At 64.3% G+C, this 21,141-nt stretch carries 23 protein-coding genes and 1 riboswitch; of the genes, 2 read left to right on the top strand and 21 right to left on the bottom strand.

The window, feature by feature from the left end; all coding sequences use genetic code 11:
- Positions 1-173 precede the first annotated feature (173 nt).
- The 21 genes from hisA to B0G73_RS26645 form a co-directional block, all read right to left on the bottom strand.
- Positions 174-926 carry a 1-(5-phosphoribosyl)-5-[(5-phosphoribosylamino)methylideneamino]imidazole-4-carboxamide isomerase gene (gene hisA, locus B0G73_RS26745; RefSeq protein ID WP_106284196.1) on the bottom strand — a complete coding sequence of 251 codons (753 nt, stop codon included), beginning with the start codon at positions 924-926 and terminating at the stop codon, positions 174-176.
- Positions 927-1,140: 214 nt separating this feature from the next.
- A complete protein-coding gene (hisH, locus tag B0G73_RS26740) occupies positions 1,141-1,782 on the bottom strand; it encodes an imidazole glycerol phosphate synthase subunit HisH (protein ID WP_106284195.1) in 642 nt (213 codons plus the stop codon).
- On the bottom strand, positions 1,779-2,399 hold the full coding sequence (locus B0G73_RS26735; RefSeq protein ID WP_106284194.1) for a MarC family protein: 621 nt from the start codon (positions 2,397-2,399) through the stop codon (positions 1,779-1,781). The genes hisH and B0G73_RS26735 overlap by 4 nt, the downstream gene beginning before the upstream one ends.
- Positions 2,400-2,478: 79 nt before the next feature.
- Positions 2,479-3,066, bottom strand: coding sequence for an imidazoleglycerol-phosphate dehydratase HisB (hisB, locus tag B0G73_RS26730; protein ID WP_064267519.1), 588 nt, complete (start codon positions 3,064-3,066; stop codon positions 2,479-2,481).
- A gap of 102 nt (positions 3,067-3,168) precedes the next feature.
- Entirely contained in the window at positions 3,169-4,239 is a 1,071-nt protein-coding gene (gene hisC / locus B0G73_RS26725) for a histidinol-phosphate transaminase (protein WP_106284193.1), read from the bottom strand.
- 167 nt (positions 4,240-4,406) lie between these two features.
- Positions 4,407-5,729 carry a histidinol dehydrogenase gene (hisD, locus tag B0G73_RS26720; RefSeq protein ID WP_106284192.1) on the bottom strand — a complete coding sequence of 441 codons (1,323 nt, stop codon included), beginning with the start codon at positions 5,727-5,729 and terminating at the stop codon, positions 4,407-4,409.
- 53 nt (positions 5,730-5,782) lie between these two features.
- Complete coding sequence (gene hisG / locus B0G73_RS26715; RefSeq protein ID WP_106284191.1) at positions 5,783-6,481, bottom strand: ATP phosphoribosyltransferase; 699 nt, start codon at positions 6,479-6,481, stop codon at positions 5,783-5,785.
- Positions 6,478-7,740 carry a UDP-N-acetylglucosamine 1-carboxyvinyltransferase gene (murA, locus tag B0G73_RS26710; RefSeq protein ID WP_106284190.1) on the bottom strand — a complete coding sequence of 421 codons (1,263 nt, stop codon included), beginning with the start codon at positions 7,738-7,740 and terminating at the stop codon, positions 6,478-6,480. The genes hisG and murA overlap by 4 nt, the downstream gene beginning before the upstream one ends.
- A 111-nt stretch (positions 7,741-7,851) precedes the next feature.
- On the bottom strand, positions 7,852-8,091 hold the full coding sequence (locus B0G73_RS26705) for a BolA family protein (protein ID WP_006052280.1): 240 nt from the start codon (positions 8,089-8,091) through the stop codon (positions 7,852-7,854).
- A gap of 15 nt (positions 8,092-8,106) precedes the next feature.
- Positions 8,107-8,862: an ABC transporter permease gene (locus B0G73_RS26700; protein ID WP_106284189.1), complete on the bottom strand. Its 756-nt coding sequence runs from the start codon at positions 8,860-8,862 to the stop codon at positions 8,107-8,109.
- The gene (locus B0G73_RS26695) at positions 8,859-9,791 is read right to left on the bottom strand and encodes an ABC transporter ATP-binding protein (protein ID WP_106284188.1); all 933 of its coding nucleotides are present in this window, start codon (positions 9,789-9,791) and stop codon (positions 8,859-8,861) included. Before B0G73_RS26695 ends, B0G73_RS26700 begins: the two co-directional genes overlap by 4 nt.
- 171 nt (positions 9,792-9,962) lie before the next feature.
- The gene (locus tag B0G73_RS26690; protein ID WP_106284187.1) at positions 9,963-10,256 is read right to left on the bottom strand and encodes a lipid asymmetry maintenance protein MlaB; all 294 of its coding nucleotides are present in this window, start codon (positions 10,254-10,256) and stop codon (positions 9,963-9,965) included.
- Positions 10,253-10,885: a phospholipid-binding protein MlaC gene (locus B0G73_RS26685; RefSeq protein ID WP_106284186.1), complete on the bottom strand. Its 633-nt coding sequence runs from the start codon at positions 10,883-10,885 to the stop codon at positions 10,253-10,255. Before B0G73_RS26685 ends, B0G73_RS26690 begins: the two co-directional genes overlap by 4 nt.
- Before the next feature lie 115 nt (positions 10,886-11,000).
- Positions 11,001-12,035, bottom strand: coding sequence for a VacJ family lipoprotein (locus B0G73_RS26680; protein WP_106284185.1), 1,035 nt, complete (start codon positions 12,033-12,035; stop codon positions 11,001-11,003).
- A gap of 11 nt (positions 12,036-12,046) precedes the next feature.
- Positions 12,047-12,607, bottom strand: coding sequence for an outer membrane lipid asymmetry maintenance protein MlaD (gene mlaD / locus B0G73_RS26675; protein WP_106284253.1), 561 nt, complete (start codon positions 12,605-12,607; stop codon positions 12,047-12,049).
- Between the two features lie 91 nt (positions 12,608-12,698).
- Positions 12,699-13,466 (bottom strand): lipid asymmetry maintenance ABC transporter permease subunit MlaE, encoded by a 768-nt coding sequence (gene mlaE / locus B0G73_RS26670; RefSeq protein WP_106284184.1) that lies wholly within the window; start codon positions 13,464-13,466, stop codon positions 12,699-12,701.
- Positions 13,463-14,284 (bottom strand): ABC transporter ATP-binding protein, encoded by an 822-nt coding sequence (locus tag B0G73_RS26665; protein WP_106284183.1) that lies wholly within the window; start codon positions 14,282-14,284, stop codon positions 13,463-13,465. The genes mlaE and B0G73_RS26665 overlap by 4 nt, the downstream gene beginning before the upstream one ends.
- Before the next feature lie 94 nt (positions 14,285-14,378).
- Positions 14,379-15,482 carry a thiamine phosphate synthase gene (gene thiE / locus B0G73_RS26660; RefSeq protein WP_106284182.1) on the bottom strand — a complete coding sequence of 368 codons (1,104 nt, stop codon included), beginning with the start codon at positions 15,480-15,482 and terminating at the stop codon, positions 14,379-14,381.
- On the bottom strand, positions 15,479-16,294 hold the full coding sequence (locus tag B0G73_RS26655; protein ID WP_106284252.1) for a thiazole synthase: 816 nt from the start codon (positions 16,292-16,294) through the stop codon (positions 15,479-15,481). The genes thiE and B0G73_RS26655 overlap by 4 nt, the downstream gene beginning before the upstream one ends.
- 56 nt (positions 16,295-16,350) lie before the next feature.
- Entirely contained in the window at positions 16,351-16,548 is a 198-nt protein-coding gene (thiS, locus tag B0G73_RS26650) for a sulfur carrier protein ThiS (protein WP_106284181.1), read from the bottom strand.
- Between the two features lie 81 nt (positions 16,549-16,629).
- Entirely contained in the window at positions 16,630-17,760 is a 1,131-nt protein-coding gene (locus tag B0G73_RS26645; protein WP_106284180.1) for an FAD-dependent oxidoreductase, read from the bottom strand.
- A gap of 216 nt (positions 17,761-17,976) precedes the next feature.
- Positions 17,977-18,100, bottom strand: a riboswitch (TPP riboswitch).
- Positions 18,101-18,492: 392 nt separating this feature from the next.
- Between B0G73_RS26645 and B0G73_RS26640 the strand changes: the two genes are divergently transcribed.
- Together B0G73_RS26640 and B0G73_RS26635 are read left to right on the top strand one after the other, a co-directional pair.
- Positions 18,493-20,244: an ABC transporter ATP-binding protein/permease gene (locus tag B0G73_RS26640; RefSeq protein WP_106284251.1), complete on the top strand. Its 1,752-nt coding sequence runs from the start codon at positions 18,493-18,495 to the stop codon at positions 20,242-20,244.
- Positions 20,241-21,050: an SDR family NAD(P)-dependent oxidoreductase gene (locus B0G73_RS26635; protein ID WP_106284179.1), complete on the top strand. Its 810-nt coding sequence runs from the start codon at positions 20,241-20,243 to the stop codon at positions 21,048-21,050. The genes B0G73_RS26640 and B0G73_RS26635 overlap by 4 nt, the downstream gene beginning before the upstream one ends.
- The last annotated feature ends 91 nt before the right edge of the window (positions 21,051-21,141 follow it).

The raw sequence follows: 21,141 nt of genomic DNA, 5'->3' as shown, positions 1-21,141 counted from the left end.
AAGGTCGGCGCGGCGCAGTCGCGCTGCGCCGCCGGTGAGTCGCACGCGGACGGCCTGAGGCACTCTGCCGGTGCATTACCGCGTCCGTTTCGGCTGCCGGCGATTCGTTCACCGCGGCGCCGGCCGGAAACGCGAAACGCGGGCGGCGAGCCTGAAGGCTCGCCCCAGCAAGCTTAGGCGTCGTCCGACTCGCGCAGCCGGTCCGCGAGGGTTTGCGCTGCCGCGAAGTCGAGATCGCCCGAGTAAATCGCCCGGCCGCAGATCACGCCTTCGATGCCTTCGTCTTCGACTTCGCACAGCGATTCGATGTCGGTTAGGTTCGACAAGCCGCCGCTCGCGATCACCGGAATCTTGACCGCGCGCGCGAGGCGCACCGTCGCTTCGATGTTGATGCCCTGAAGCATGCCGTCACGGCCGATGTCGGTGTAGATGATCGACTCGCAGCCGTAGTCCTCGAACTTGCGCGCGAGATCGGCCACTTCGTGGCCGGTCAGCTTGCTCCAGCCATCGGTCGCGACTTTGCCGTCTTTCGCATCCAGTCCGACGATGATATGGCCGCCGAACGCCGTGCAGGCATCCTGCAGAAAGCCGGGGTTCTTCACCGCCGCCGTGCCGATGATCACGTACGACAAACCGTCGTCCAGATAGCGCTCGATCGTGTTCAGGTCGCGAATGCCGCCGCCCAGTTGCACGGGAATCTCGCCGCCCACTTCCTCGATGATCGCGCGAATCGCGTCTTCATTCTTCGGCTTGCCGGCAAACGCGCCATTCAGGTCGACGAGGTGGAGACGCCGGGCACCGCGCTCGACCCAGTGTCGGGCCATGGCCGCCGGTTCCTCGGAAAATATCGTCGCCTGGTCCATATCGCCCTGTTTGAGGCGTACACACTGACCGTCTTTCAGGTCGATGGCGGGAATCAGCAGCATAGCAATCGGGTGTTGTCTGGGAAGGGGTTGAAGGTCGGCGGCAGCGGCTGGTAGTCCAGCCCGCCGGGACGCCGTTTCGCTAGTTTAGTACAACTCTTTCGACGCCCTTGCGTGGCGTCGTGAGGCAGCGAAAGCATGATGTTGCGATTGCGGCGCGCGACATACGGTCCGCTTGTGGCGGAGCGACGCACGGCAACAGGATGAAGAAAGGCGCTCACGGGTTCCAGTGCACGAAGTTGCGATACACGCGCAGCCCCGCTTCGGCGCTCTTTTCCGGGTGGAATTGGGTCGCGAAGATGTTATCCCGCGCCACCGCCGAGGTAAAGGGCACACCGTACACTGTTTCGCCCGAGGTATGGGCGGCGTTGTCCGGCGCCACGTAATAACTGTGCACGAAGTAGAAGAACGCGTTGTCAGCGACGCCGTCCCACAGCGGATGTGGCTGCGCCTGGCGCACGCGGTTCCAGCCCATTTGCGGGACCTTGAAGCGCGAACCGTCGTCCTGCAACTGGCCTTCCAGGTCAAAGCGCAGCACTTTGCCGGGCAACAGGCCGAGACCTGGCGTGCTGCCCTCCGCGCTCCAGTCGAACAGCATCTGCTCGCCGACGCATACGCCCATCAGCGGCTTGCTGCGCGACGCCTCGATCACCGCTTCCTGCAGGCCGGACTCAGCCAGACTGCGCATGCAGTCGGGCATCGCGCCCTGGCCGGGCAGCACCACGCGGTCGGCCGCACGAATCGCTTCCGGCCGGTCGACGATCGCCACGTCCGCTTCCGGCGCGGCTTTGCGCAGTGCCTGGGCGACCGAACGCAGGTTGCCCATTCCGTAATCCACAATCGCTATCGAAGTTTTCATTTCAAGTTAGGCAGCAATGCCTTCAGTCCATCGACGATGAATTCCACCGCCAGCGCCGATAACATCAAACCCATGAGCCGCGTGCCGATGTTGATACCCGTGCGACCGACCCAGCGGGCAATCGGTTCGGCGAGCCGCAGCGAAAAAAAGCAGACCGCCGCCAACACCGCGCCGATCGCGACGAGGCTGATCCGGTCGTACCAATGCGCCGAGCCGGCCGCATAGATGATCGTAGTGCTGATCGCGCCCGGACCGGTGAGCAAAGGAATCGCCAGCGGCACGACCGCGATATTGTCCTTCTGCTCCGCTTCATGACGCTCTTCCGGCGTCGAACGACTGTTGCCGATCTGTGCGTTCAGCATGTTGATCGCCATCAGTAGCATGATGATGCCGCCGCCCACTTCGAGCGAGCCGACCGAAATGCCGAAGAAGCTGATGATCTGCTGCCCGAGCAGCGTGGTGATCGCGATCACGCAGAACACCGAGATCGCCGCGATGCGAATGGTTCTACGCCGCTCGGCGTCGCTCTGATTCGCCGTCAGGCTCATGAAGAACGGGATGGCGCCGACCGGGTTGATCAACGCCAGCAGCGAAATAAACGACTTCAGAATGTCCATCGCACACCGGGAGCGCGCGCACTCGACGCGGGTCCCGGTCCTGGTAATTGAGTTGGCCTATGAACCGGCTATTGAGGGCTTAGAGGCTGCCCTTGGTCGACGGAATCTGCCCCGCCGCGCGTTCGTCCAGTTCGGTGGCCATGCGCAACGCACGCCCGAACGCCTTGAACACCGTTTCCATCTGATGGTGGGCGTTCAGGCCGCGCAGGTTGTCGATATGCAAAGTGACGCCGGCGTGATTCACGAAACCGCGGAAAAACTCGATGGACAGATCGACGTCGAACGTGCCGATGCGCGCACGCGTGAACGGCACATGGAATTCGAGACCCGGACGGCCCGAGAAATCAATCACGACGCGCGACAGCGCCTCGTCGAGCGGCACGTAGGAATGACCGTAACGGCGAATGCCCTTGCGGTCGCCGATCGCTTTCGCGACGGCCTGGCCGAGCGTGATACCGGTGTCTTCGACCGTGTGGTGGTCGTCGATATGCAGGTCGCCATGCGCTTCGATTTCGAGGTCGAACAATCCATGCCGCGCGATCTGGTCGAGCATGTGGTCCAGAAACGGCACGCCGGTGGCCAGCTTTTGCTGACCGGTGCCGTCCAGATTGATCTTCACACGGATCTGCGTTTCGCTGGTGTTGCGAACGACTTCCGCAAGGCGCATGGTAATTCCTCGAATCTAGCTAGAAAGCGATAGGTAGTGGGGTGAAAAAACGGCGGGCCACGCGCGCCTTCCCACCATATGGAAAAGCGCCAGCGCGGCCGTTCAGTTCAGCACGAGTTTCAGTCCGGCGAGCAATTGCGCGTTTTCTTCCGCCGAACCGACGGTCAACCGCACGCAATTAGCCAGCAATGGATGCATTTTACTCACGTTTTTGATCAGAACCCGCGCCGTGAGTAGCGTTTCGAACAGAACCGATGCGTCGGGCACGCGCACCAGCAGGAAGTTGCCGGCGCTCGGGAACACTTCGGCGCCCGGTAATTGGGACACCGCGTGCGCGAGTTTCGCGCGCTGTTCGCGCAATTGCGCCGCTTGCGAGTCGAGCACGTCGACATGGTCGAGCAGGAAATCGGCGGCGGCTTGGGTGAGCACGTTGGTGTTGTACGGCGGCCGCACTTTGTCGAATTCGGTCAGCCAGCCGGGTTTGCCCGCCAGATAGCCGAGACGGATGCCGGCAAGGCCGAGCTTGGACACCGTGCGCATCACGACGACGTTATCGAACGCGTCGGCGCGCGGCAGCCAGCTTTGTTGCGCGAACGGCTGATAAGCCTCGTCGATCACCACCAGGCTCTTGTTGGCCGCCGCGATGATGCGCTCCATGTCGGCGTCGTCGTACAGCGTGCCGGTCGGGTTGTTCGGGTAGGCAAGATAGATGATCGCCGGCTGGTGTTCGGCGATCGCGGCCAGCATCGCTTCGGTGTCGAGCGTGAAATCCCCTTTCAGCGGCACGCCGATGAACTCGAGATTCGCCAGCTTCGCCGACATCTGATACATGACGAAACCCGGCACCGGCGCGAGCACTTTGGCGCCCGGCTGTGCACACGCGATCGACACCATGCTGATGATTTCATCCGAGCCGTTGCCGAGCAGCACGTCGCAGCCGGCGGGCACGCCCATCACCCGCTTGATCTTCTCGATCAGCGCGTCCGGACGCGGCGCCGGATAGCGATTCAGCGCAACGCCGGCCAGATGCTCGCCCAGATGCGCGGCCAGCACGGGCGGCAGCGTGAAGGGATTTTCCATCGCGTCGAGCTTGATATAGCCCGTGGCGTCCGGAACGGGATAGCTCGTCATCGCGAGCACGTCGCGGCGGATGATGTCTTGAGGTGTCGTCATAGGTCGGTAAAGCCGGTCGCAAGGGAACGCCGGCCCGGCGTTGGCGGCATGCGGGCCGCCCCAGGTTGTCTGTATTGTCTTTATTAAACGATGAACCACGCGCAATCCGTCGCCGCTGTTCGCGGGCCGGTTCGACGTCCGCGCCTTCAGCGCCGGATCAAGCGCGTTCAGCTGTTTTGCCGCATCCGGTATTCGGCGCTACGGGCATGCGCCTGCAGGCCTTCGCCGTAAGCGAGCTCGGCGGCGATCTCGCCGAGCGTCTGCGCGCCGTCCGCGCTGACCTCGATCACGCTCGAACGCTTGAAGAAATCATAGACGCCCAAGGGAGACGAGAACCGTGCGGTACGAGACGTAGGCAAAACGTGATTCGGCCCCGCGCAGTAGTCGCCGAGGCTTTCGCTGGTGTAGCGGCCGAGGAAGATCGCGCCGGCATGGCGGATCAGCTGGCCCCACTGATGCGGCTCCAGCGCGGAGATTTCGAGGTGTTCCGGGGCGATGTCGTTGGCGATCGCGCAGGCTTGCTCCATGTCGCGCACCTTGATCAGCGCGCCACGGCCTTCGAGCGATGCCTGGATCACATCGCGGCGCGGCATGGTAGGCAACAGTTCGTCGATCGCGTCTTTCACGCGGCCGATGAACGCGTCGTCCGGGCACAGCAGGATGGACTGCGCGAGCTCGTCGTGCTCGGCTTGCGAGAACAGGTCCATCGCGACCCAGCGCGGGTCTGTGGTGCCGTCGCACAGCACGAGGATTTCCGACGGCCCGGCGATCATGTCGATGCCGACTGTGCCGAACACGCGGCGCTTGGCCGACGCGACATACGCATTGCCGGGGCCGCAGATCTTGTCGACCGCGGGAATGGTTGCCGTGCCGTATGCCAGCGCGCCGACCGCCTGCGCGCCACCGATCGTGAACACGCGGTCCACGCCGCCCAGCAGCGCGGCCGCGAGCACCAGCGGATTCTTCACACCGTCCGGCGTGGGCACGACCATGACGATTTCGCGCACACCGGCCACTCGCGCCGGAATCGCATTCATCAGCACCGACGACGGATAGGCCGCCTTGCCGCCCGGCACATAAATGCCCGCGCGATCCAGCGGCGTGACCTTCTGGCCGAGCACGGTGCCGTCGGCTTCCGTGTACTGCCAGCTATGGCTGCCGCATTCGATCTTCTGCTTCTCGTGGTAACCGCGCACGCGCGCCGCCGCCGCTTCGAGCGCCGCGCGGCGCTTCGGCTCGAGGCTTTCGAGCGCCGCTTCCAGCTCCGCCATCGGCAGTTCGAGCGCGTCGACGCTCTTTGCCTCGACACGGTCGAAGCGTTGCGTGTATTCGAGCACCGCGGCGTCGCCGCGCGCCTTCACGTCGTTCAGAATCTGCGCGACCGAGCGCTCGATTGCTTCGTCTTCGCTCGCCTCGAATGCGAGCACCGCGTGCAGCGACTTCTGGAAGTCGGGAGCGGCGGAATCGAGCTTGCGAATCTTGATAGACATACGGGTATCCGTTTCGGTAAGGCGCGCTTTAGAACGTGGTCACACTGACGCTATCAGGCCGTCGTGGCGCCGGCCTTCGACGCGCGTTCGAACGCGTCGAGGATCGGCCGCAACGCGGCGCGCTTGAGCTTCAGCGCCGCCTGGTTCACCACGAGGCGCGACGAAATCTGCATGATCTCCTCCACCTCGACCAGATTGTTGGCGCGCAAGGTGTTGCCCGAGCTCACCAGGTCGACGATCGCATCGGCGAGACCGACCAGCGGCGCCAGTTCCATGGAACCGTACAGCTTGATCAGATCGACGTGCACGCCCTTGGCGGCAAAATGCTCACGCGCGGTTTCAACGTACTTGGTCGCCACGCGCAAGCGGGCGCCCTGGCGCACCGCGCTCGCGTAATCGAAACCCGCGGCGACCGCGACCGACATGCGGCAACGCGCAATATCCAGGTCGACCGGCTGATACAGGCCGCTGCCGCCGTGTTCGAGCAGCACGTCTTTGCCGGCCACGCCGAAGTCGGCCGCGCCGTATTCGACATAGGTCGGCACGTCGGTGGCGCGCACGATGATCACGCGCAGGTTCGCGTCGGTGGTCGGCAGGATCAGCTTGCGCGAGGTCTCCGGGTCTTCGGCCACTTCGATGCCGGCTGCGGCGAGCAGCGGCAACGTTTCCTCGAAGATACGCCCTTTCGACAGCGCCAGCGTGAGCGGCGCGCTCACCGCCGGCGACGACGAAGTTTGCGGCACGGCGCTCATGCCTGGCTACCCGAAACCCGGCGCACCTTCGCACCGAGGGCGGTGAGCTTGGTTTCCATGCGGTCGTAACCGCGGTCGAGGTGATAGATCCGGTCGATCAGCGTTTCGCCGTCGGCACGCAACGCCGCGATCACGAGACTCGCCGACGCGCGCAGATCGGTCGCCATCACTTTCGCGCCGGACAGCTGTTCGACGCCGGTCACGAGCGCGGTGTTGCCGTCGATCGTGATATTGGCGCCCAGGCGGTTCAGTTCCTGCACGTGCATGAAGCGGTTTTCGAAGATCGTCTCGACAACCTGCGAGGTGCCCGTCGCGATCGTGTTCAGCGCCATGAACTGCGCCTGCATGTCGGTCGGGAACGCGGGGTATTCGGAGGTGCGGAAGGTGACCGCGCTCGGGCGCTTATCCATGCGCACGCGCATCCAGTCGTCGCCCTCTTCGACCGTGACGCCGGCTTCGCGCAGCTTTTCGGTCACCGCTTCGAGAATCAGCGGACGCACTTTGCGCAGCGTGACGTCGCCACCGGCCGCCGCCACCGCGCACAGGAATGTGCCGGCTTCGATCCGATCCGGAATCACCGTGTGCTTGGCGCCGTGCAGCTTGTCGACGCCCTGAATGACAAGGCGATCCGTGCCGATGCCTTCGATCTTCGCGCCCATCGCGACCAGCAGATGCGCAAGGTCTCCGACTTCCGGCTCACGCGCCGCGTTCTCGATGACGGTTTCACCTTCGGCCAGCACGGCTGCCATCAGCAGGTTTTCGGTGCCGGTCACGGTGATCATGTCGGTAACGATACGCGCGCCCTTCAGACGCTTCGCGCGCGCTTCGATGAAGCCGTGCTCGATCGTGATCTCGGCGCCCATGGCCTGCAGGCCCTTGATGTGCTGATCCACCGGACGCGCGCCGATCGCGCAGCCGCCCGGCAGCGAAACACGCGCGTGACCGAAGCGCGCGACCAGCGGGCCGAGCACGAGGATCGACGCACGCATGGTCTTGACCATTTCGTACGGCGCGACGAGGTTATCCACCTTCGCCGCGTTCAGCGACACGCGCCCGTTGCCGCTTTCGATCTGCACGCCCATCTGACCGAGCAGTTTGAGCATTGTGCGCACGTCCTGCAGGTCGGGCACGTTGTCCAGATGCACCGGCTCCGCGCTGAGCAGACTCGCGCACAGAATCGGCAACGCCGCATTCTTCGCACCCGAGACGACGACTTCACCCGACAGCGGGTAGCCACCTTCAATGACGAGTTTATCCATGCCTGTCAGTTCCTGATTGACCCGGACTTCGGCCGGGGCTGCTTTGACTGTGTTCGGCGCGCCGCTACCGGCGTCACGCCCTTCTTGAGTAATTCGCACTAAATTTCCAGATTACGCGTTCTGCCATTCGGCGGGCGTCAGCGTCTTCATGCTGAGCGCGTGGATTTCTTCGCGCATGCGGTCGCCGAGCGCCGCATACACGAGTTGATGTCGCTGGATCAGACGCTTGCCTTCGAAGCTCGGCGAAACGATGGTCGCAAAGAAATGCTGGCCGTCGCCTTCGACTTCGAGATGCTGGCAGGCGAGCCCAGCCGCGATGTATTGCTTGACCTGTTCGGGAGTCGGCAACATAAGAGAAGCTCCTGATCAGTGGCGCAGTTTGTAGCCGGAAGCGAGCATGCGCATCGCCACCACGGCCAGCACCACAAAGAAACCGGCAACGATCGCGAGGCTCGCGAGCGGATTGATATCCGACATCCCGAAGAAACCGTAGCGAAAGCCGTCGATCATGTAGAAAAAGGGATTCAGCCGCGACACTTCGCGCCACACCGGCGGCAGCGTGTGCGTGGAGTAGAACACGCCCGAGAGGAACGTGAGCGGCATGATCAGAAAATTTTGAAACGCCGCGAGCTGATCGAATTTGTCGGCCCAGATGCCGGCGATCAAACCGAGCGTGCCGAGAATCGCCGCGCCGAAAATCGCGAACAGAATGATGTAGAGCGGCGCGGTGAAACTGACCGGCACGAACCAGATCGTCACGATGAATACGCCGAAGCCGACTGCCAACCCGCGCGCCACGGCCGCCAGCACATAGGCGCCGAACATCTCGTAGTGCGACAGCGGCGGCAGCAGCACGAACACCAGGTTGCCCGTGATTTTCGACTGGATCAGCGACGACGAGCTATTGGCAAACGCATTCTGCAACACGCTCATCATCACGAGACCTGGGATCAGGAAACTCGTGTATTCGACGCCCGTATAAACCTCCACGTGACCGCGCAAAGCGTGGCCGAAAATCGTCAGATACAGCAGCGCGGTGATGACCGGGGCCAGCACGGTCTGGAACGCCACCTTCCAGAAACGCAGGAGCTCTTTGTAAAACAGCGTACGGAAACCGCTCATGCAAGCCCCTCGATCACTTCCGGACCGTTCATCACCTGAACGAACACATCTTCGAGATCGGCTTTGCGGACCTCGATTTCTTCGAATGCGCAGCCCGCCGCGCGGCACTGCGCGAGAATTCTTTCGACGTCGTCATAGCTCGCCAGACGCAGCAGATGCTGACGGCCATTGCCGTTGCCCGTGCCGCTGTCCACTTCGAGCGGACGCAGATCGACCGGCAAGACGCCTTGCGTGAACCGCAGGAACAGTTGCATGCCGGCAAAGCGTTGCAGCAGCGTGCTGGTGCGTTCGAGCGCCACGACCTCGCCGCGCCGCAACATGGCGATGCGGTCGCACAGCGATTCGGCTTCTTCAAGGTAGTGCGTGGTCAGCACGATGGTGTGGCCTTCGCGGTTCAGGCGCGAAATGAACTTCCACAGCGTTTGCCGCAATTCCACGTCGACGCCCGCGGTCGGCTCGTCGAGCACGATCACCGGCGGCCGGTGCACCAGCGCCTGCGCGACCAGCACGCGGCGCTTCATGCCGCCTGACAGCGCGCGCATGTTGGCGTCGGCTTTGTCGGTGAGGTCGAGATTGGCCATGATCTCGTCGATCCACGCGTCGTTGTTGCGCAGACCGTAGTAGCCCGACTGGATGCGCAAGGTTTCGCGGACCGTGAAGAACGGATCGAACACCAGTTCCTGGGGCACCACGCCGAGCGCGCGGCGCGCGTCGCGAAAATCGCCGACGACGTCGTGGCCACGCACCGCGATGCTGCCTTCATCGGCGCGCGCGAGCCCGGCGAGGATGCTGATGAGCGTCGTCTTGCCCGCGCCGTTCGGACCGAGCAGTCCGAAGAACTCGCCTTCTTCAACTGTGAGGCTGACGCCCTTGAGCGCCTGCAAATCCTTGTAGCGCTTCTTGACGTTACGAATTTCTATGGCTGACATGACTGTGGGCCGCGTGCGTCGCGGCGCCTAAAGGAGCCCCGAGGGGGCGCGCAAATGCTTGGAAGGAACGGAATTGGGGCCGGTTAGGTGCCCCAAAAAACGTTTGATTATAGGGCAAAAATCCGCGGCCCTATCTCAGTAGGAGGTGTTCGGAGATGACGCGTTAGAGCGTCAATGTCGCGCGCCGATGAGGGTATCGACGCCGTAGGCTTGCGCGAGACTGGCGAGACCAGCCGGCAGATTGACGATCTCAAACGTGGCGCCGCGTGCCTGGGCGGCACGCTGCCATGCGAGGAGGACGGCCAGCGCGGACGAATCGAACTGCGCGAGCGGCGCGCAGTCCACACCGTTGGCGCCCGCCGCAATACGCTGCAAACCCGCCGCGAGCGCGGCATTCGCGCTCGCGTGGGTTAGTGTCGCACCGCTCTCGAAGCGGCTGGCGACAGGGCTCAGCACTTCGCTCACGACTGCTTGCCCGCGGCGAGTTGCTGGTTGCGCTGCGTGAGGAACTGGATCAGTCCGTCCACGCCCTTCTGCTGGATCTGCTCGTTGAACTGCTGCTGATACGCCTGGATCAGCCATGCGCCGAGCACGTTGATGTCATACACGCGCCAGCCTTGGGGCGTTTTGTACAGCCGGTAGTCGAGTTCGATCGGCGAGCCGTTGTTCATCACCACCGAGCGCACCACCGTGTCGGTGTCGTCCGGGTTCATGCGGAACGGCTTGTACTGGATCTGCTGATCGCGCACCTGAGCCAGCGCGCCCGAGTACGTACGGATCAGCAGCATCTTGAACTGTTCGACCACCGCGTCTTGCTGCTCCGGCGACGCGGTGCGCCAGTTGCGGCCCATCGCCAGTTGCGTGGTGCGGCGGAAATCCGTGTACGGCAGAATCTTCTCGTTGACCAGCTTCGTGATGTGCGAGATGTCGCCCTGCTGGATCGACTTGTCTGCGCGAATGGCGTCGATCACCTGCTGGGTGACGGTCTTGATCATGCCGTCGGGTGAATTGGTGTCGACCGTCTGTGCCGATGCGCCGGCACTGGCAAACGAGAACAACGCGGCGAACAGCGGAATCAGGAAGAATTTTTTCATTTGGAGCCTTGCCTTAAAAAATAGTGCAACCGTTGGAGCCGACATTAACACGCGAGTTCAGCAGCAATCCATGCGCAAACTGCGAGAGTCGTATCGATCTGTTACGGCAGCACGATCAACGCAATTTGAATGACGGGAAGTTGAAACGCGACGGCGGCACCAGCTGGCCGGCCGGGATCTGCGTCGTTTCAGGGCCCCCGTTCAGGTCCAGTGGCGGCGATTCGGAGCTGCCCGATGCGGCCTCCGGCGCGGCTGCCGTGCCGGACGCCGCTTGCGGTGGCGTTGCCGCGGTCGCACCCGAAGCCGGCGCCCCCTTCGCCGCCGCAGCACCCTGCGCGCCCGCCGTGCCGGTCACGGCGCCTGCCGGCGCACCGGCCGCGCCGCTGTCGACATCGTCGTACTTCGGCAGCGGCGCTTCGTCGCCGTAGTTCGGCAGGCCCTGCGCCTGCTTGCCGTCCGACAGCAGGTACTGACGGCGTTGCAAATACGCGTTACGCACGAACGAATATTTGTCGAGCGCGGCGCCTTCCAGCACATCGCTCGCGTTCAGCAGATTCGCGCGCGTGTTGACGACGTTCAGCCCGTACAGCGCCCAGCTCAGACCATCCGGATGAATGTAGCTGAGCGGATTCACATAGTAATTGCCGATCGAGCCGACCGCGTCGCGCACAGTGCTCGGCCCGAACAGCGGCAATACGAGGTATGGACCCGCCGGCACGCCGTAGTGGCCAAGCGTGAGGCCAAGGTCGTTGTCGTGCTTGGGCAGCTTGGCGAGCGTTGCCACGTCGAACAAACCGCCAACGCCGAACACCGTGTTGATCACGATCCGCATGATGTCTTCGACACCGTCGGTGATCTTCAACTGCAGCAGGTTGTTCGCCGCAATGTAGACGTCGCCGATGTTCGAAAAGAAGTTCGTCACGCTGTCGCGCACCGGCTGCGGCGTGATGAACACGTAGCCCTTCGCGACCGGCTTGAGCGCGTATTGATCGAGCTTGTCGTTGACGGTGAAGATCGTGCGGTTCAAACCTTCGAGCGGGTCGCCCTTGGTCGGCGTCTGGACAGTCGTACAGCCGGCGAGCAGCGCTGCGGCTACCGCCAGCTTGCCAGCCTGGAAGGCGCGCGCGCCGCTGATGCGTGTGGTCTGCATTCTTGTTCTCCTTATTGAGCGGCCGCGCCGGAGGCGGGCAGGCTCGACGCCGCAGGCGCTGCGGCAGGCGCCGTCGCGGGAGTACCCGCCGCCGCGCCAGGCTTGGACGCACCCGAGTCGGCCGCTTTGCTATACAGAAACTGGCCGATGAGGTTTTCCAGTACGATCGCCGATTGCGTCATGGAGATGGTGTCGCCCGCCTTGAGCATTTCGCTGTCGCCGCCGGGTTCGAGCCCGATGTATTGCTCGCCGAGCAGCCCCGACGTCAGGATCTTCGCCGAGGTGTCTTTCGGAAACTGGTATTGCCTGTCGAGGTCGATCGTGACGAGCGCCTGATACGCGTTACTGTCGAAGCCGATCGAAGCGACCCGGCCAACCGTCACACCCGCGCTCTTCACGGGCGCGCGCGCCTTCAGTCCGCCAATATTGTCGAACTTGAGCTTGACCGGATAGGTTGCCTGGAACGACAACGAGCTCATGTTGCCGGCCTTCAGCGCGAGAAACAGCAACGCCACGAAACCCAGCACCACGAACAGGCCGACCCAGAAGTCGAGAGCAGCAGTCTTTTTCATCGTCATCCCAAAGTGAATCCGCCACGCCGCAGATACTCCCCGCCGCGCGCGTCCTGTGACTCGCCGCCGGCGGAAAACGTGCAGCGCAGTCTTAGCTGAACATCAGTGCGGTCAGCAGAAAATCGAGGCCGAGCACCGCAAGCGACGCGTACACGACCGTCTTGGTCGTGGCGCGCGACACGCCTTCCGGCGTCGGCTTGGCTTCGTAGCCTTGAAACAGCGCAACGAACGTCACCGCGAGGCCGAACACCACGCTCTTGATAACGCCTGCGCCGACGTCGCGCCAGACATCGACGCCGCCTTGCATCTGCGACCAGAACGCGCCAGCATCGACGCCGATCAGCAGCACGCCCACCACATAACCACCGAATACGCCGACCGCGCTGAAGATCGCGGCGAGGATCGGCATCGAGATGATGCCGGCCCACAGACGCGGCGCGACCACCACCTTGACCGGGTCGACGGCCATCATTTCCATCGCGGTCAGTTGCTCGCCCGCCTTCATCAAGCCGATCTCGGCTGTGAGCGACGTGCCGGCGCGCCCGGCGAACAGCAGCGCCGTGACCACCGGGCCGAGTTCGCGCACGAGCGACAGCGCGACCAGCAGGCCGAGCGCCTGCTCGGAACCGTAGCGGTTCAGCGTGTAGTAGCCCTGCAAGCCGAGCACGAAGCCGACGAACAGACCTGACACCGCAATGATCACCAGCGAATAATTACCTACGAAGTGGATCTGCTTCGTGACAAGACGCGGACGGCGCAGCAACGGAAAAAACTCGAGCAGCAGCCGGAAGAAAAAACGCGTGGCGTAGCCGGCTGTGCCCAGTCCGTCGATCACCGAGCGGCCGATCGCACTGATCATGACTGACCTCCGCCGATGCCGAAGTCCGCCGCGAGCGGCGTCTTGCTGGGATAGTGAAATTTGAAGGGGCCGTCGGGCGCGCCGTCGATGAACTGACGCACGGTGGGATCGGTCGACGCGCGCAATTCGGCGGGCGTGCCTTCGGCGTGAACCCCGCCGTTGGCAAGAAAGTAGACGTAATCGGCGATCGCGAACGATTCGGGCACGTCGTGCGTGACGAGAATCGAGGTGGCGCCGAGCGCCTGATTGAGCGCGCGAATCAGGTTCGCGGTGATGCCGAGCGAAATCGGATCGAGACCGGCGAATGGCTCGTCGTACATCATCAGTTCGGGATCGAGCGCGATGGCGCGCGCCAGCGCCACGCGCCGCGCCATGCCGCCCGAAATCTCCGACGGCGCCAGGTCGCGCGCGCCGCGCAGACCGACCGCGTTGAGCTTCATCAGCACGAGGTCGCGGATCAGTTCTTCAGGAAGGTCAGTGTGTTCACGCAGCGCGAAGGCGACGTTTTCGAACACGGACATGTCGGTGAACAGCGCGCCGAACTGGAACAGCATGCCCATCTTGCGGCGCAGAGCGTAAAGGCCCTCGCGCGTCTGCCGGCCGATGTCCTGGCCCTGGAACAGGATCTGGCCGCGCTGCGCGCGCACCAGGCCGCCGATCAGACGCAGCACGGTGGTCTTGCCGCAACCCGACCCGCCCATGACCGCGACCACCTGGCCGCGCTTGAAGCGCAGGTTCAGGTTCGACAGAACGAGCCGGTCGCCGTAACCAAAGTCGACGTCGCGCAGCTCGAGTAAGGTCTCGGGGGAGGAAGACACGAAACGGACAGTCCTTTTACACGGAAGGCGAATTATAGGGCCACCGTGCAAAAGTTGCCGTGAGAGTGCCCTGTCCCTTAACCAATCATGACGATTATCGCGTAAACCCTTGCTGCAGTGCAGAAACTGCGGCGGCCGGATCCGCCGCTTCCGTCACCGCCCGCACCACGGCCGCGCAGCCGACACCCGTCGCCAGCACGTCAGGCAGGACCTGCAGGTCAATTCCGCCGATTGCCACCATCGGCACGACGCCGTCGAGCAGGCGCACGTAGCGGGCCAGACGCCTGAGGCCCTGCGGCGCGGTCGGCATGACTTTGGTGGTGGTCGGAAACACCGCGCCCAGTGCGATGTAGCTTGGCCGGAAATGCAGCGCCTTCAGAATCTCGTAGAAACCGTGGGTCGACAGGCCCAAGCGGATGCCTCCCGCTGCAAGCGCCGCGAGGTCTGCCGTGTGCACGTCTTCCTGGCCGAGGTGGACGCCGTAGGCGCCGGCGTCGAGTGCGGCCTGCCAGTGGTCGTTGATAAACACCTGAGCGTCGTGCTGACGGCCGACGGCCACGCAGCGGGCAATTTCACGCTTCAGCTCATCGGCAGGTTCGGCTGATTTGCGTCGCAACTGTACGGTCTTCACGCCGAAGCCGACCACCCGTTCGACCCATTCCGCCGTCGGCAGCACCGGATACAGGCCCAATCGGTCCGGGCAGCGCGGGAACGCCTGCGCAGGGGCGTCAGGCAAGCCGGCGAGACGCGGAAAATGGCTGAGATCGGCGGGAAAGGCGTCGTCGGCACGGGTTTCGTCGCCGTCGCGCCAGGCCAGCGCCAGCACCAGCGCGTCATGCGGATCGAAGCCGCAGTCGAGGAACGCCGCCAGCGCGGCAATCCAGTCTTCCGCCAGATGACCTTCGAGGCGGTATTTTTCGCCGCCCAGATGCAGCGTGGCCTTGTCCTCGGCGGCCTCAATCACGCCAGCGCCCCGCACCAGCCAGCGCGCCATCTGCTCGCCATGCTGCTGCGCGTCGGCGATCACGATCAGATCGCCGCCGTTCGGCTCGTCCGGCGCGGTCAGGCAGATGCGCCACGGCGCATGCGTCGGCGGCCAGTCGCCCAGCCGGGCGCGGATGCGCTCGGCGGCTTCGGTGAGTTCGTCGGCGGGCGGCCAGAACAGGTCGCGGTCTTTCAATGTCAACGTCTGCGTCATGCGGCGCTCCCGTCTTGATGCCAGAACGGCATGCCGACCACCGGCGTGCTCGCGTGCGCGCTTTCGCGCTCGGCCATCGGCCCCGCCAGAAAAGCCTGGCGCCCCGCTTCGACGCCCAGCGCGAAAGCGCGCGCCATCGCGTCGGGATGAGTGGCCTGCGAAACCGCGGTGTTCAGCAACACGCCGTCGAAGCCCCATTCCATCACCTGCGCCGCGTGCGACGGCACGCCGAGACCGGCGTCGACGATCAGCGGCACGTCCGGCAGACGCTCGCGCAACACGCGCAGGCCATACGGATTGATCACGCCCTTGCCGGTGCCGATCGGCGCGCCCCACGGCATCAGCGCTTCACAGCCGGCGTCCAGCAGACGGCGGCCGATCACGAGGTCTTCGGTGCAATACGGCAGCACCTTGAAGCCGTCCTTGACCAATTGCGCGGCCGCTTCGATCAGGCCGACCGGGTCGGGCTGCAGCGTGTAGTCGTCGCCGATCAGTTCAAGCTTGATCCACTCGGTTTCGAAGATTTCGCGCGCCATATGCGCGGTCGTCACCGCCTCGCCGACGGTCAGGCAGCCGGCCGTGTTCGGCAGTAGCGGTACGCCGTGGCGCTTGAGCAGGTCGAAGAAGCCGGCTTCCGCGCCGCCTTCGTTCATTTGCCGGCGCAGCGCGACGGTCACCATGCCGGGCCGCGCGGCGTCGATCGAATCGGACAGCGATTGCAGCGACGGATAGCGCGAGGTGCCGAGCAGCACGCGGCTCGCGAAAGTCTGGCCGTAGAGCGTGAGCGCGTCGGCAGTTTTTGGGGAAGTCATTTGCATAATCTTTTGTCTCCGGCAATCCGGCGTTTCAGGCAATGCAGGGCAGTCGTTCAGCCGCCAGCCACGGGTTGCACGACATCGAGCCTGTCGCCCGCCTGCAGCGCGCGCGCCGCGTGCTGGGTGCGCGCCACGAAGTCGCCGTTCAAGGCGACCGCAAACGGCGGACGCGCGCCGAACGCGGTCAGCGCGTCCGCGACAGTCGCGCCCTCGGGCAGCGACAACGGCTTCTGATTGATATGAATGTCCATGGTGTTCGAATACGTTTCAGTCGATGGCGAAAGCGGCGTGGCGTGCAGCGCTCGTCTGAGTCATGACGGGTCGCGCAACGCTCATGCCGGCTCCCGCGCGGAGTCCAGTTGAAAAAGCTCGCTCCAGCGCGCGTCGCGCTGCCAGTCGGCGAAGGCATCGGCGTCGCCGATGCGGCCGTCGAGCAGCGCCGCGGCGAAGCGCACGGCTTCGTCGGCGACTTCGGGCACGATCATGTAGCCGTGCCGGTACAGGCCGTTCACGCGCAGTGTCTGCGCGCCGTCCCACAGCAAGGCCGGACGGTGGTCCGGCAGAGTTGGGCGGCACTGCGAATTCAGTTCGAGGATGCGTGCTTCGCCGAAGCCGGGATGCACGGAAAACGCCGCGCTCAGCAGTTCGAGCGCGGAGCGCACGCTGACCGGCGACATGTCCTCGCCTTCGACTTCGGTGGCGCCGATCACGTAGAGATCGTCCTGCTTCGGCGCGATGTAGAGCGGATAGCGTGGATGGAGCAGCCGCACCGGCCGCGTCAGCTTGATACCGGGCGCATGCACGCGCGCGACTTCGCCACGAATGCCGCGCAGCGTAGGCAGCACGGACTTCGCGCCGAGGCCGCGGCAATCGATTGTGATACGCGCGGGCGGCAGCGCACGCTGGTCGACCGGCGTATTCCAGTGCGTGTCGACGCCGCGTTGCGCGAGGCCCGCGGCCAGCGCGGTCAGCACCTGACGGTTGTCCAGTTGGCCTTCACGCGGCAGCAGCCAGCCCTGGTTGAAACGGCCCGCCAAAGCAGGCTCGGCGGCGCCGAGCTGCGCGCCCGCCAGGGTGACGAAGCCGCCGTCCAGCAATTCATCCGGAGCGTTCGAGCGCACCCGGCGTTCGAATAGCGGCGCTTCGGTGCGGTCGGCGTGATGCCAGACGACCAGCGTGCCATTGCGCTGAAAGAACACCGGCTCAGGAAGTTCGGCCAGCACTTGCGGCCAGGTATCGAGCGAACTCGCGCCGAGACGCGTGATCAGCAGTTCGGCACTGGCCGCTTCCGCGAGCGGTGCCAGCATCGCCGCGGCGACCCACGCGGCCGATTGCGTGCCGGCGGCATCGCCACGTTCATAGAGCGCCACGCGATGCCCCTGACCGGCAAGCCGCCACGCCACCAGCCGCCCGCACAGGCCACCGCCGAGGACGGCGAAATCGGGTTGTGCAGAACGCGTCATCGCGCACACTCCGTTTCAGGACGGCAAGCAAAGCTGAAGCACGGCGCGCCGACGGCGGCGTGACGAAGGGCAAAACACATATCTGAAGAATAGGCGGTCATCGAGTCCTTTCCGTACGGCAACAAAACGCTCGTACCCAGGACGAAACCGGCGGGTGAGGCCGGCCGGGCGATGCGCGATCCAATGACGGACGCTGCCCGGCGGGGAATGGAAGACTGGCTGCTTCCGGAAACTTCCCGCGCCGGTATTACCCGGATCGGGTGCAAAGGGTGTCTCTCAGCCTCGCCGCCGCGCCATGAAAATCATGCCGCCTGTGCGCGAAGCACCCCTGTTTCGTCGAAGGTCATTAGACCATAAAAGGCGCGGCGCCCGCAAACCAGCGGCTGGCCGCGTCGCACGCGATTTGATCCGACACCATCTTTCACGTTATCAATGCGGCCGAAGGCGGCGCTCTGGCACAATGCCAGCACAGGACGCCGCACGGACGCGGCGCGGGCTGCACGCCGTCCCGCCGTGTTCGCAACTGCAGCGGCGCGGGGCCTCGCGGCGCAAATTAATTTTCGCTTAAGGGCTTCACGCCAGAATCTGACGCTCACTCAGGCGTGCGTTCGTCGAGCACGACGCCCGGGCATGTACCGCAAACCCGCCGCAGGGCAGCCCGCAGACGAGCTGCCCGAACGGGGTCAGCCCCAATGGGCCACCCCGATGGGCCAGCACTACTTCAGGATGCTCATGACACCGAATACCTCTGCCAGCCCCGTGCTGCCGCCGGACGAAAAAGTCTCCGCCTGGAGCCTGATCAAACCCTACTGGGTTTCCGAAGAACGAAAAACGGCCTGGGGCCTGCTCATCGCGATCATCGTGATGAATCTGCTCGTGGTGTGGATCAACGTACGGCTGAACCGCTGGAGCGCCGACTTCTACAACGCGCTGCAAACCAAGAACGTGCACGACTTCCCGCACCTGCTGATGGTGTTCTCGGGGCTCGCGTTCGGCTTCATCATTCTCGCGGTGTACGGCCGTTACCTGCGCCAGATGCTCGGCTTTCGCTGGCGCCAATGGCTGACCACGCGCTACCTGAACGAGTGGCTGAACGACAGCGCCTTCTACCGGATCGAGCGCGACCGCCTCGCCGACAACCCCGACCAGCGGATCAGCGACGACCTCCAGTCGTTCGCCACCAGCACGCTCTCGCTGACGCTCGACCTGCTGTCCACCGTCGTCACGCTGGTGTCGTTCATCACGATCCTGTGGTCGCTGGCCGGCGCGCTGACCATCTCGCTCGGCGGCATGCCGATCGAGATTCCCGGCTACATGGTGTGGGCCGCTGCGCTCTACGCCGTGGTCGGTTCGCTGATCATCCAGAAGGTCGGCCATCCGCTCGTGCCGATCAACTATCAGGCGCAGAAAGTCGAGGCGGATTTCCGTTTCGGCCTGATCCGTCTGCGTGAAAACGCCGAACAGATCGCCTTCTATAACGGCATGGAGACCGAGAAGAAGAACGCGCATTCGCTGTTCGGCCGTATCCGCGACAACTGGTGGCAGGTGATGAAGTACACCAAGCGGCTCACCTTCGTGCTGAGCTTCTACGGCCAGATCGCGATCATCTTTCCGCTGGTGGTCGCCGCGCCGCGCTACTTCGCCGGCGCCTTCACATTCGGCGTGCTGATGCAGATCTCCAGCGCCTTCGGCACCGTCAGCGATTCGTTTTCGTGGTTCATCAACAGTTACGGCACTTTGGTCGAATGGCGCGCTACCGTGAACCGGTTGCGTGAATTCAAGCGCGTCGTGCACGCGCCGCGTTTGAAGGAATCGGTCTCTCCGGCTACCGCGCATGGCGGCATCAATCTGCATTTCGTCGACGAAGACAAGCTCTCCACCGACGGCCTCAAGCTCGCCCTGCCCAACGGCAATCCGTTGTCGCGCATTCGCGATGTCGCGATTCAGCCGGGCTCGCGCTGGCTGGTGCGCGGCCCGTCGGGCTCGGGCAAGAGCACGCTGATGCGCGCGCTCGCCGGCTTGTGGCCGTTCGGTGATGGTTCGATCGACGCCCCGGTCAACGCGCGCATGATGTTCATTCCGCAGGTCAGCTACATGCCGATCGGCACGCTCAAAGCGGCGCTCGCCTATCCGTCCGCCGCCGACACCTACACGGACGACGAATGCCGCGAAGCGCTCGTCGTCTGCCATCTGTCGGAATACGCGGACCGTTTGCAGGAAACGGGACACTGGACCCGGATTCTGTCGCCGGGCGAGCAACAGCGCCTCGCCGCCGCTCGCGTGCTGCTGCACAAGCCGGACTATCTGTTCCTCGACGAAGCCACCAGCGCGCTCGACGCGGAGAACGAAGCGCGTCTGTATCGCCTGTTCACAGAGCGGCTGCCGAAGGCGGCGATTGTCAGCGTCGCGCATCGCGAGTCGCTGGCCGCGTTCCATGACGAGACGCTCGACGTCGAGCGTTCGGGCGAAGCGGTCGCGGCATGACCACCGTGAGCCGCGTGAGCGACCTGAACGACGCGGGCAGCGCAGGATTCGAGCGCGTCGTGCTGATCACCGGCGCGGGCTCCGGCATCGGCGCGGCATTGGCCAGACGCATCGCCGCGCCACGCTCGGCCTTGATGTTGCACGCACGCGGCGCGGATCAGGAAGCGCGTGAACGGCTCGCGCAAGTCGCCGCCGACTGCAGCGCGAACGGTGCGCGCTGCGCGACGGTGTTCGGCGATCTTGCCGAACGCGGCGCTGCGGAACATGTGATTCATCAAACGCTGGCGAGCTTCGGCGCACTCGATCAACTGGTCGCCAACGCAGGACACGCGCAGCGCCAAACGCTGAATGCGCTCGATCCCGACGCGCTAAGCGCAGCCTTCGCGGCGATGCCGGCGGCGTTCGCGTCGCTCGTCAAACGAGCGACGCCCGCGCTGGAAACCTCTAAGCGCGGCCGCGTGGTCGCGCTCAGTTCGTTCGTCGCGCATCGCTATCGCTCGGATACGCCGTTTGCCGCGACGGCTGCTGCGAAGGCGGCGCTCGAATCGCTGGCGAAAACCGCGGCCGCCGAGCTTGCACCGCATGGCGTGACGGTCAATTGCGTGGCGCCCGGCTATACCCGTAAAGATCGCGGGCCGAGTGCCGATAATGCATCGGTATGGACTCGCGCCGCGCAGGCGACGCCGCTCGGGCATGTCGCCGAACCCGCGGATGTCGCTGCGCTGATCGCGTTTCTACTCTCCGATGAAGCGCGTCATATCACCGGCCAGGTGATTCATGTGGACGGTGGTCTCACGCTTGGTTGAGTGACAGGCGAACTGCCTCACTCAGCCACACCGGATCGCAGCGGCCGCTCCCGCATTCGTTTGCTCCCAGCGCAATACACCGCAACATCCC

The organism is Paraburkholderia sp. BL25I1N1 (assembly GCF_003002025.1).
Taxonomy (GTDB): domain Bacteria; phylum Pseudomonadota; class Gammaproteobacteria; order Burkholderiales; family Burkholderiaceae; genus Paraburkholderia.
The sequence above is the reverse complement of the archived record's forward strand: the minus strand, read 5'-3'. Positions and strand labels throughout refer to the sequence as shown.

What these genes read in the sequence shown, in the direction of transcription:
- B0G73_RS26680 (WP_106284185.1), bottom strand. Translation starts at nt 12,035, where the DNA reads ATGCAGACCACACGCATCAGCGGCGCGCGCGCCTTCCAGGCTGGCAAG.
- hisD (WP_106284192.1), bottom strand. Translation starts at nt 5,729, where the DNA reads ATGTCTATCAAGATTCGCAAGCTCGATTCCGCCGCTCCCGACTTCCAG.
- thiE (WP_106284182.1), bottom strand. Translation starts at nt 15,482, where the DNA reads ATGACGCAGACGTTGACATTGAAAGACCGCGACCTGTTCTGGCCGCCC.
- mlaD (WP_106284253.1), bottom strand. Translation starts at nt 12,607, where the DNA reads ATGAAAAAGACTGCTGCTCTCGACTTCTGGGTCGGCCTGTTCGTGGTG.
- B0G73_RS26695 (WP_106284188.1), bottom strand. Translation starts at nt 9,791, where the DNA reads ATGTCAGCCATAGAAATTCGTAACGTCAAGAAGCGCTACAAGGATTTG.
- B0G73_RS26640 (WP_106284251.1), top strand. Translation starts at nt 18,493, where the DNA reads ATGACACCGAATACCTCTGCCAGCCCCGTGCTGCCGCCGGACGAAAAA.
- B0G73_RS26685 (WP_106284186.1), bottom strand. Translation starts at nt 10,885, where the DNA reads ATGAAAAAATTCTTCCTGATTCCGCTGTTCGCCGCGTTGTTCTCGTTT.
- hisC (WP_106284193.1), bottom strand. Translation starts at nt 4,239, where the DNA reads ATGACGACACCTCAAGACATCATCCGCCGCGACGTGCTCGCGATGACG.
- B0G73_RS26705 (WP_006052280.1), bottom strand. Translation starts at nt 8,091, where the DNA reads ATGTTGCCGACTCCCGAACAGGTCAAGCAATACATCGCGGCTGGGCTC.
- B0G73_RS26735 (WP_106284194.1), bottom strand. Translation starts at nt 2,399, where the DNA reads ATGGACATTCTGAAGTCGTTTATTTCGCTGCTGGCGTTGATCAACCCG.
- hisA (WP_106284196.1), bottom strand. Translation starts at nt 926, where the DNA reads ATGCTGCTGATTCCCGCCATCGACCTGAAAGACGGTCAGTGTGTACGC.
- mlaE (WP_106284184.1), bottom strand. Translation starts at nt 13,466, where the DNA reads ATGATCAGTGCGATCGGCCGCTCGGTGATCGACGGACTGGGCACAGCC.
- hisB (WP_064267519.1), bottom strand. Translation starts at nt 3,066, where the DNA reads ATGCGCCTTGCGGAAGTCGTTCGCAACACCAGCGAAACGCAGATCCGT.
- thiS (WP_106284181.1), bottom strand. Translation starts at nt 16,548, where the DNA reads ATGGACATTCATATCAATCAGAAGCCGTTGTCGCTGCCCGAGGGCGCG.
- B0G73_RS26700 (WP_106284189.1), bottom strand. Translation starts at nt 8,862, where the DNA reads ATGAGCGGTTTCCGTACGCTGTTTTACAAAGAGCTCCTGCGTTTCTGG.
- hisH (WP_106284195.1), bottom strand. Translation starts at nt 1,782, where the DNA reads ATGAAAACTTCGATAGCGATTGTGGATTACGGAATGGGCAACCTGCGT.
- murA (WP_106284190.1), bottom strand. Translation starts at nt 7,740, where the DNA reads ATGGATAAACTCGTCATTGAAGGTGGCTACCCGCTGTCGGGTGAAGTC.
- B0G73_RS26645 (WP_106284180.1), bottom strand. Translation starts at nt 17,760, where the DNA reads ATGACGCGTTCTGCACAACCCGATTTCGCCGTCCTCGGCGGTGGCCTG.
- B0G73_RS26635 (WP_106284179.1), top strand. Translation starts at nt 20,241, where the DNA reads ATGACCACCGTGAGCCGCGTGAGCGACCTGAACGACGCGGGCAGCGCA.
- B0G73_RS26655 (WP_106284252.1), bottom strand. Translation starts at nt 16,294, where the DNA reads ATGACTTCCCCAAAAACTGCCGACGCGCTCACGCTCTACGGCCAGACT.
- hisG (WP_106284191.1), bottom strand. Translation starts at nt 6,481, where the DNA reads ATGAGCGCCGTGCCGCAAACTTCGTCGTCGCCGGCGGTGAGCGCGCCG.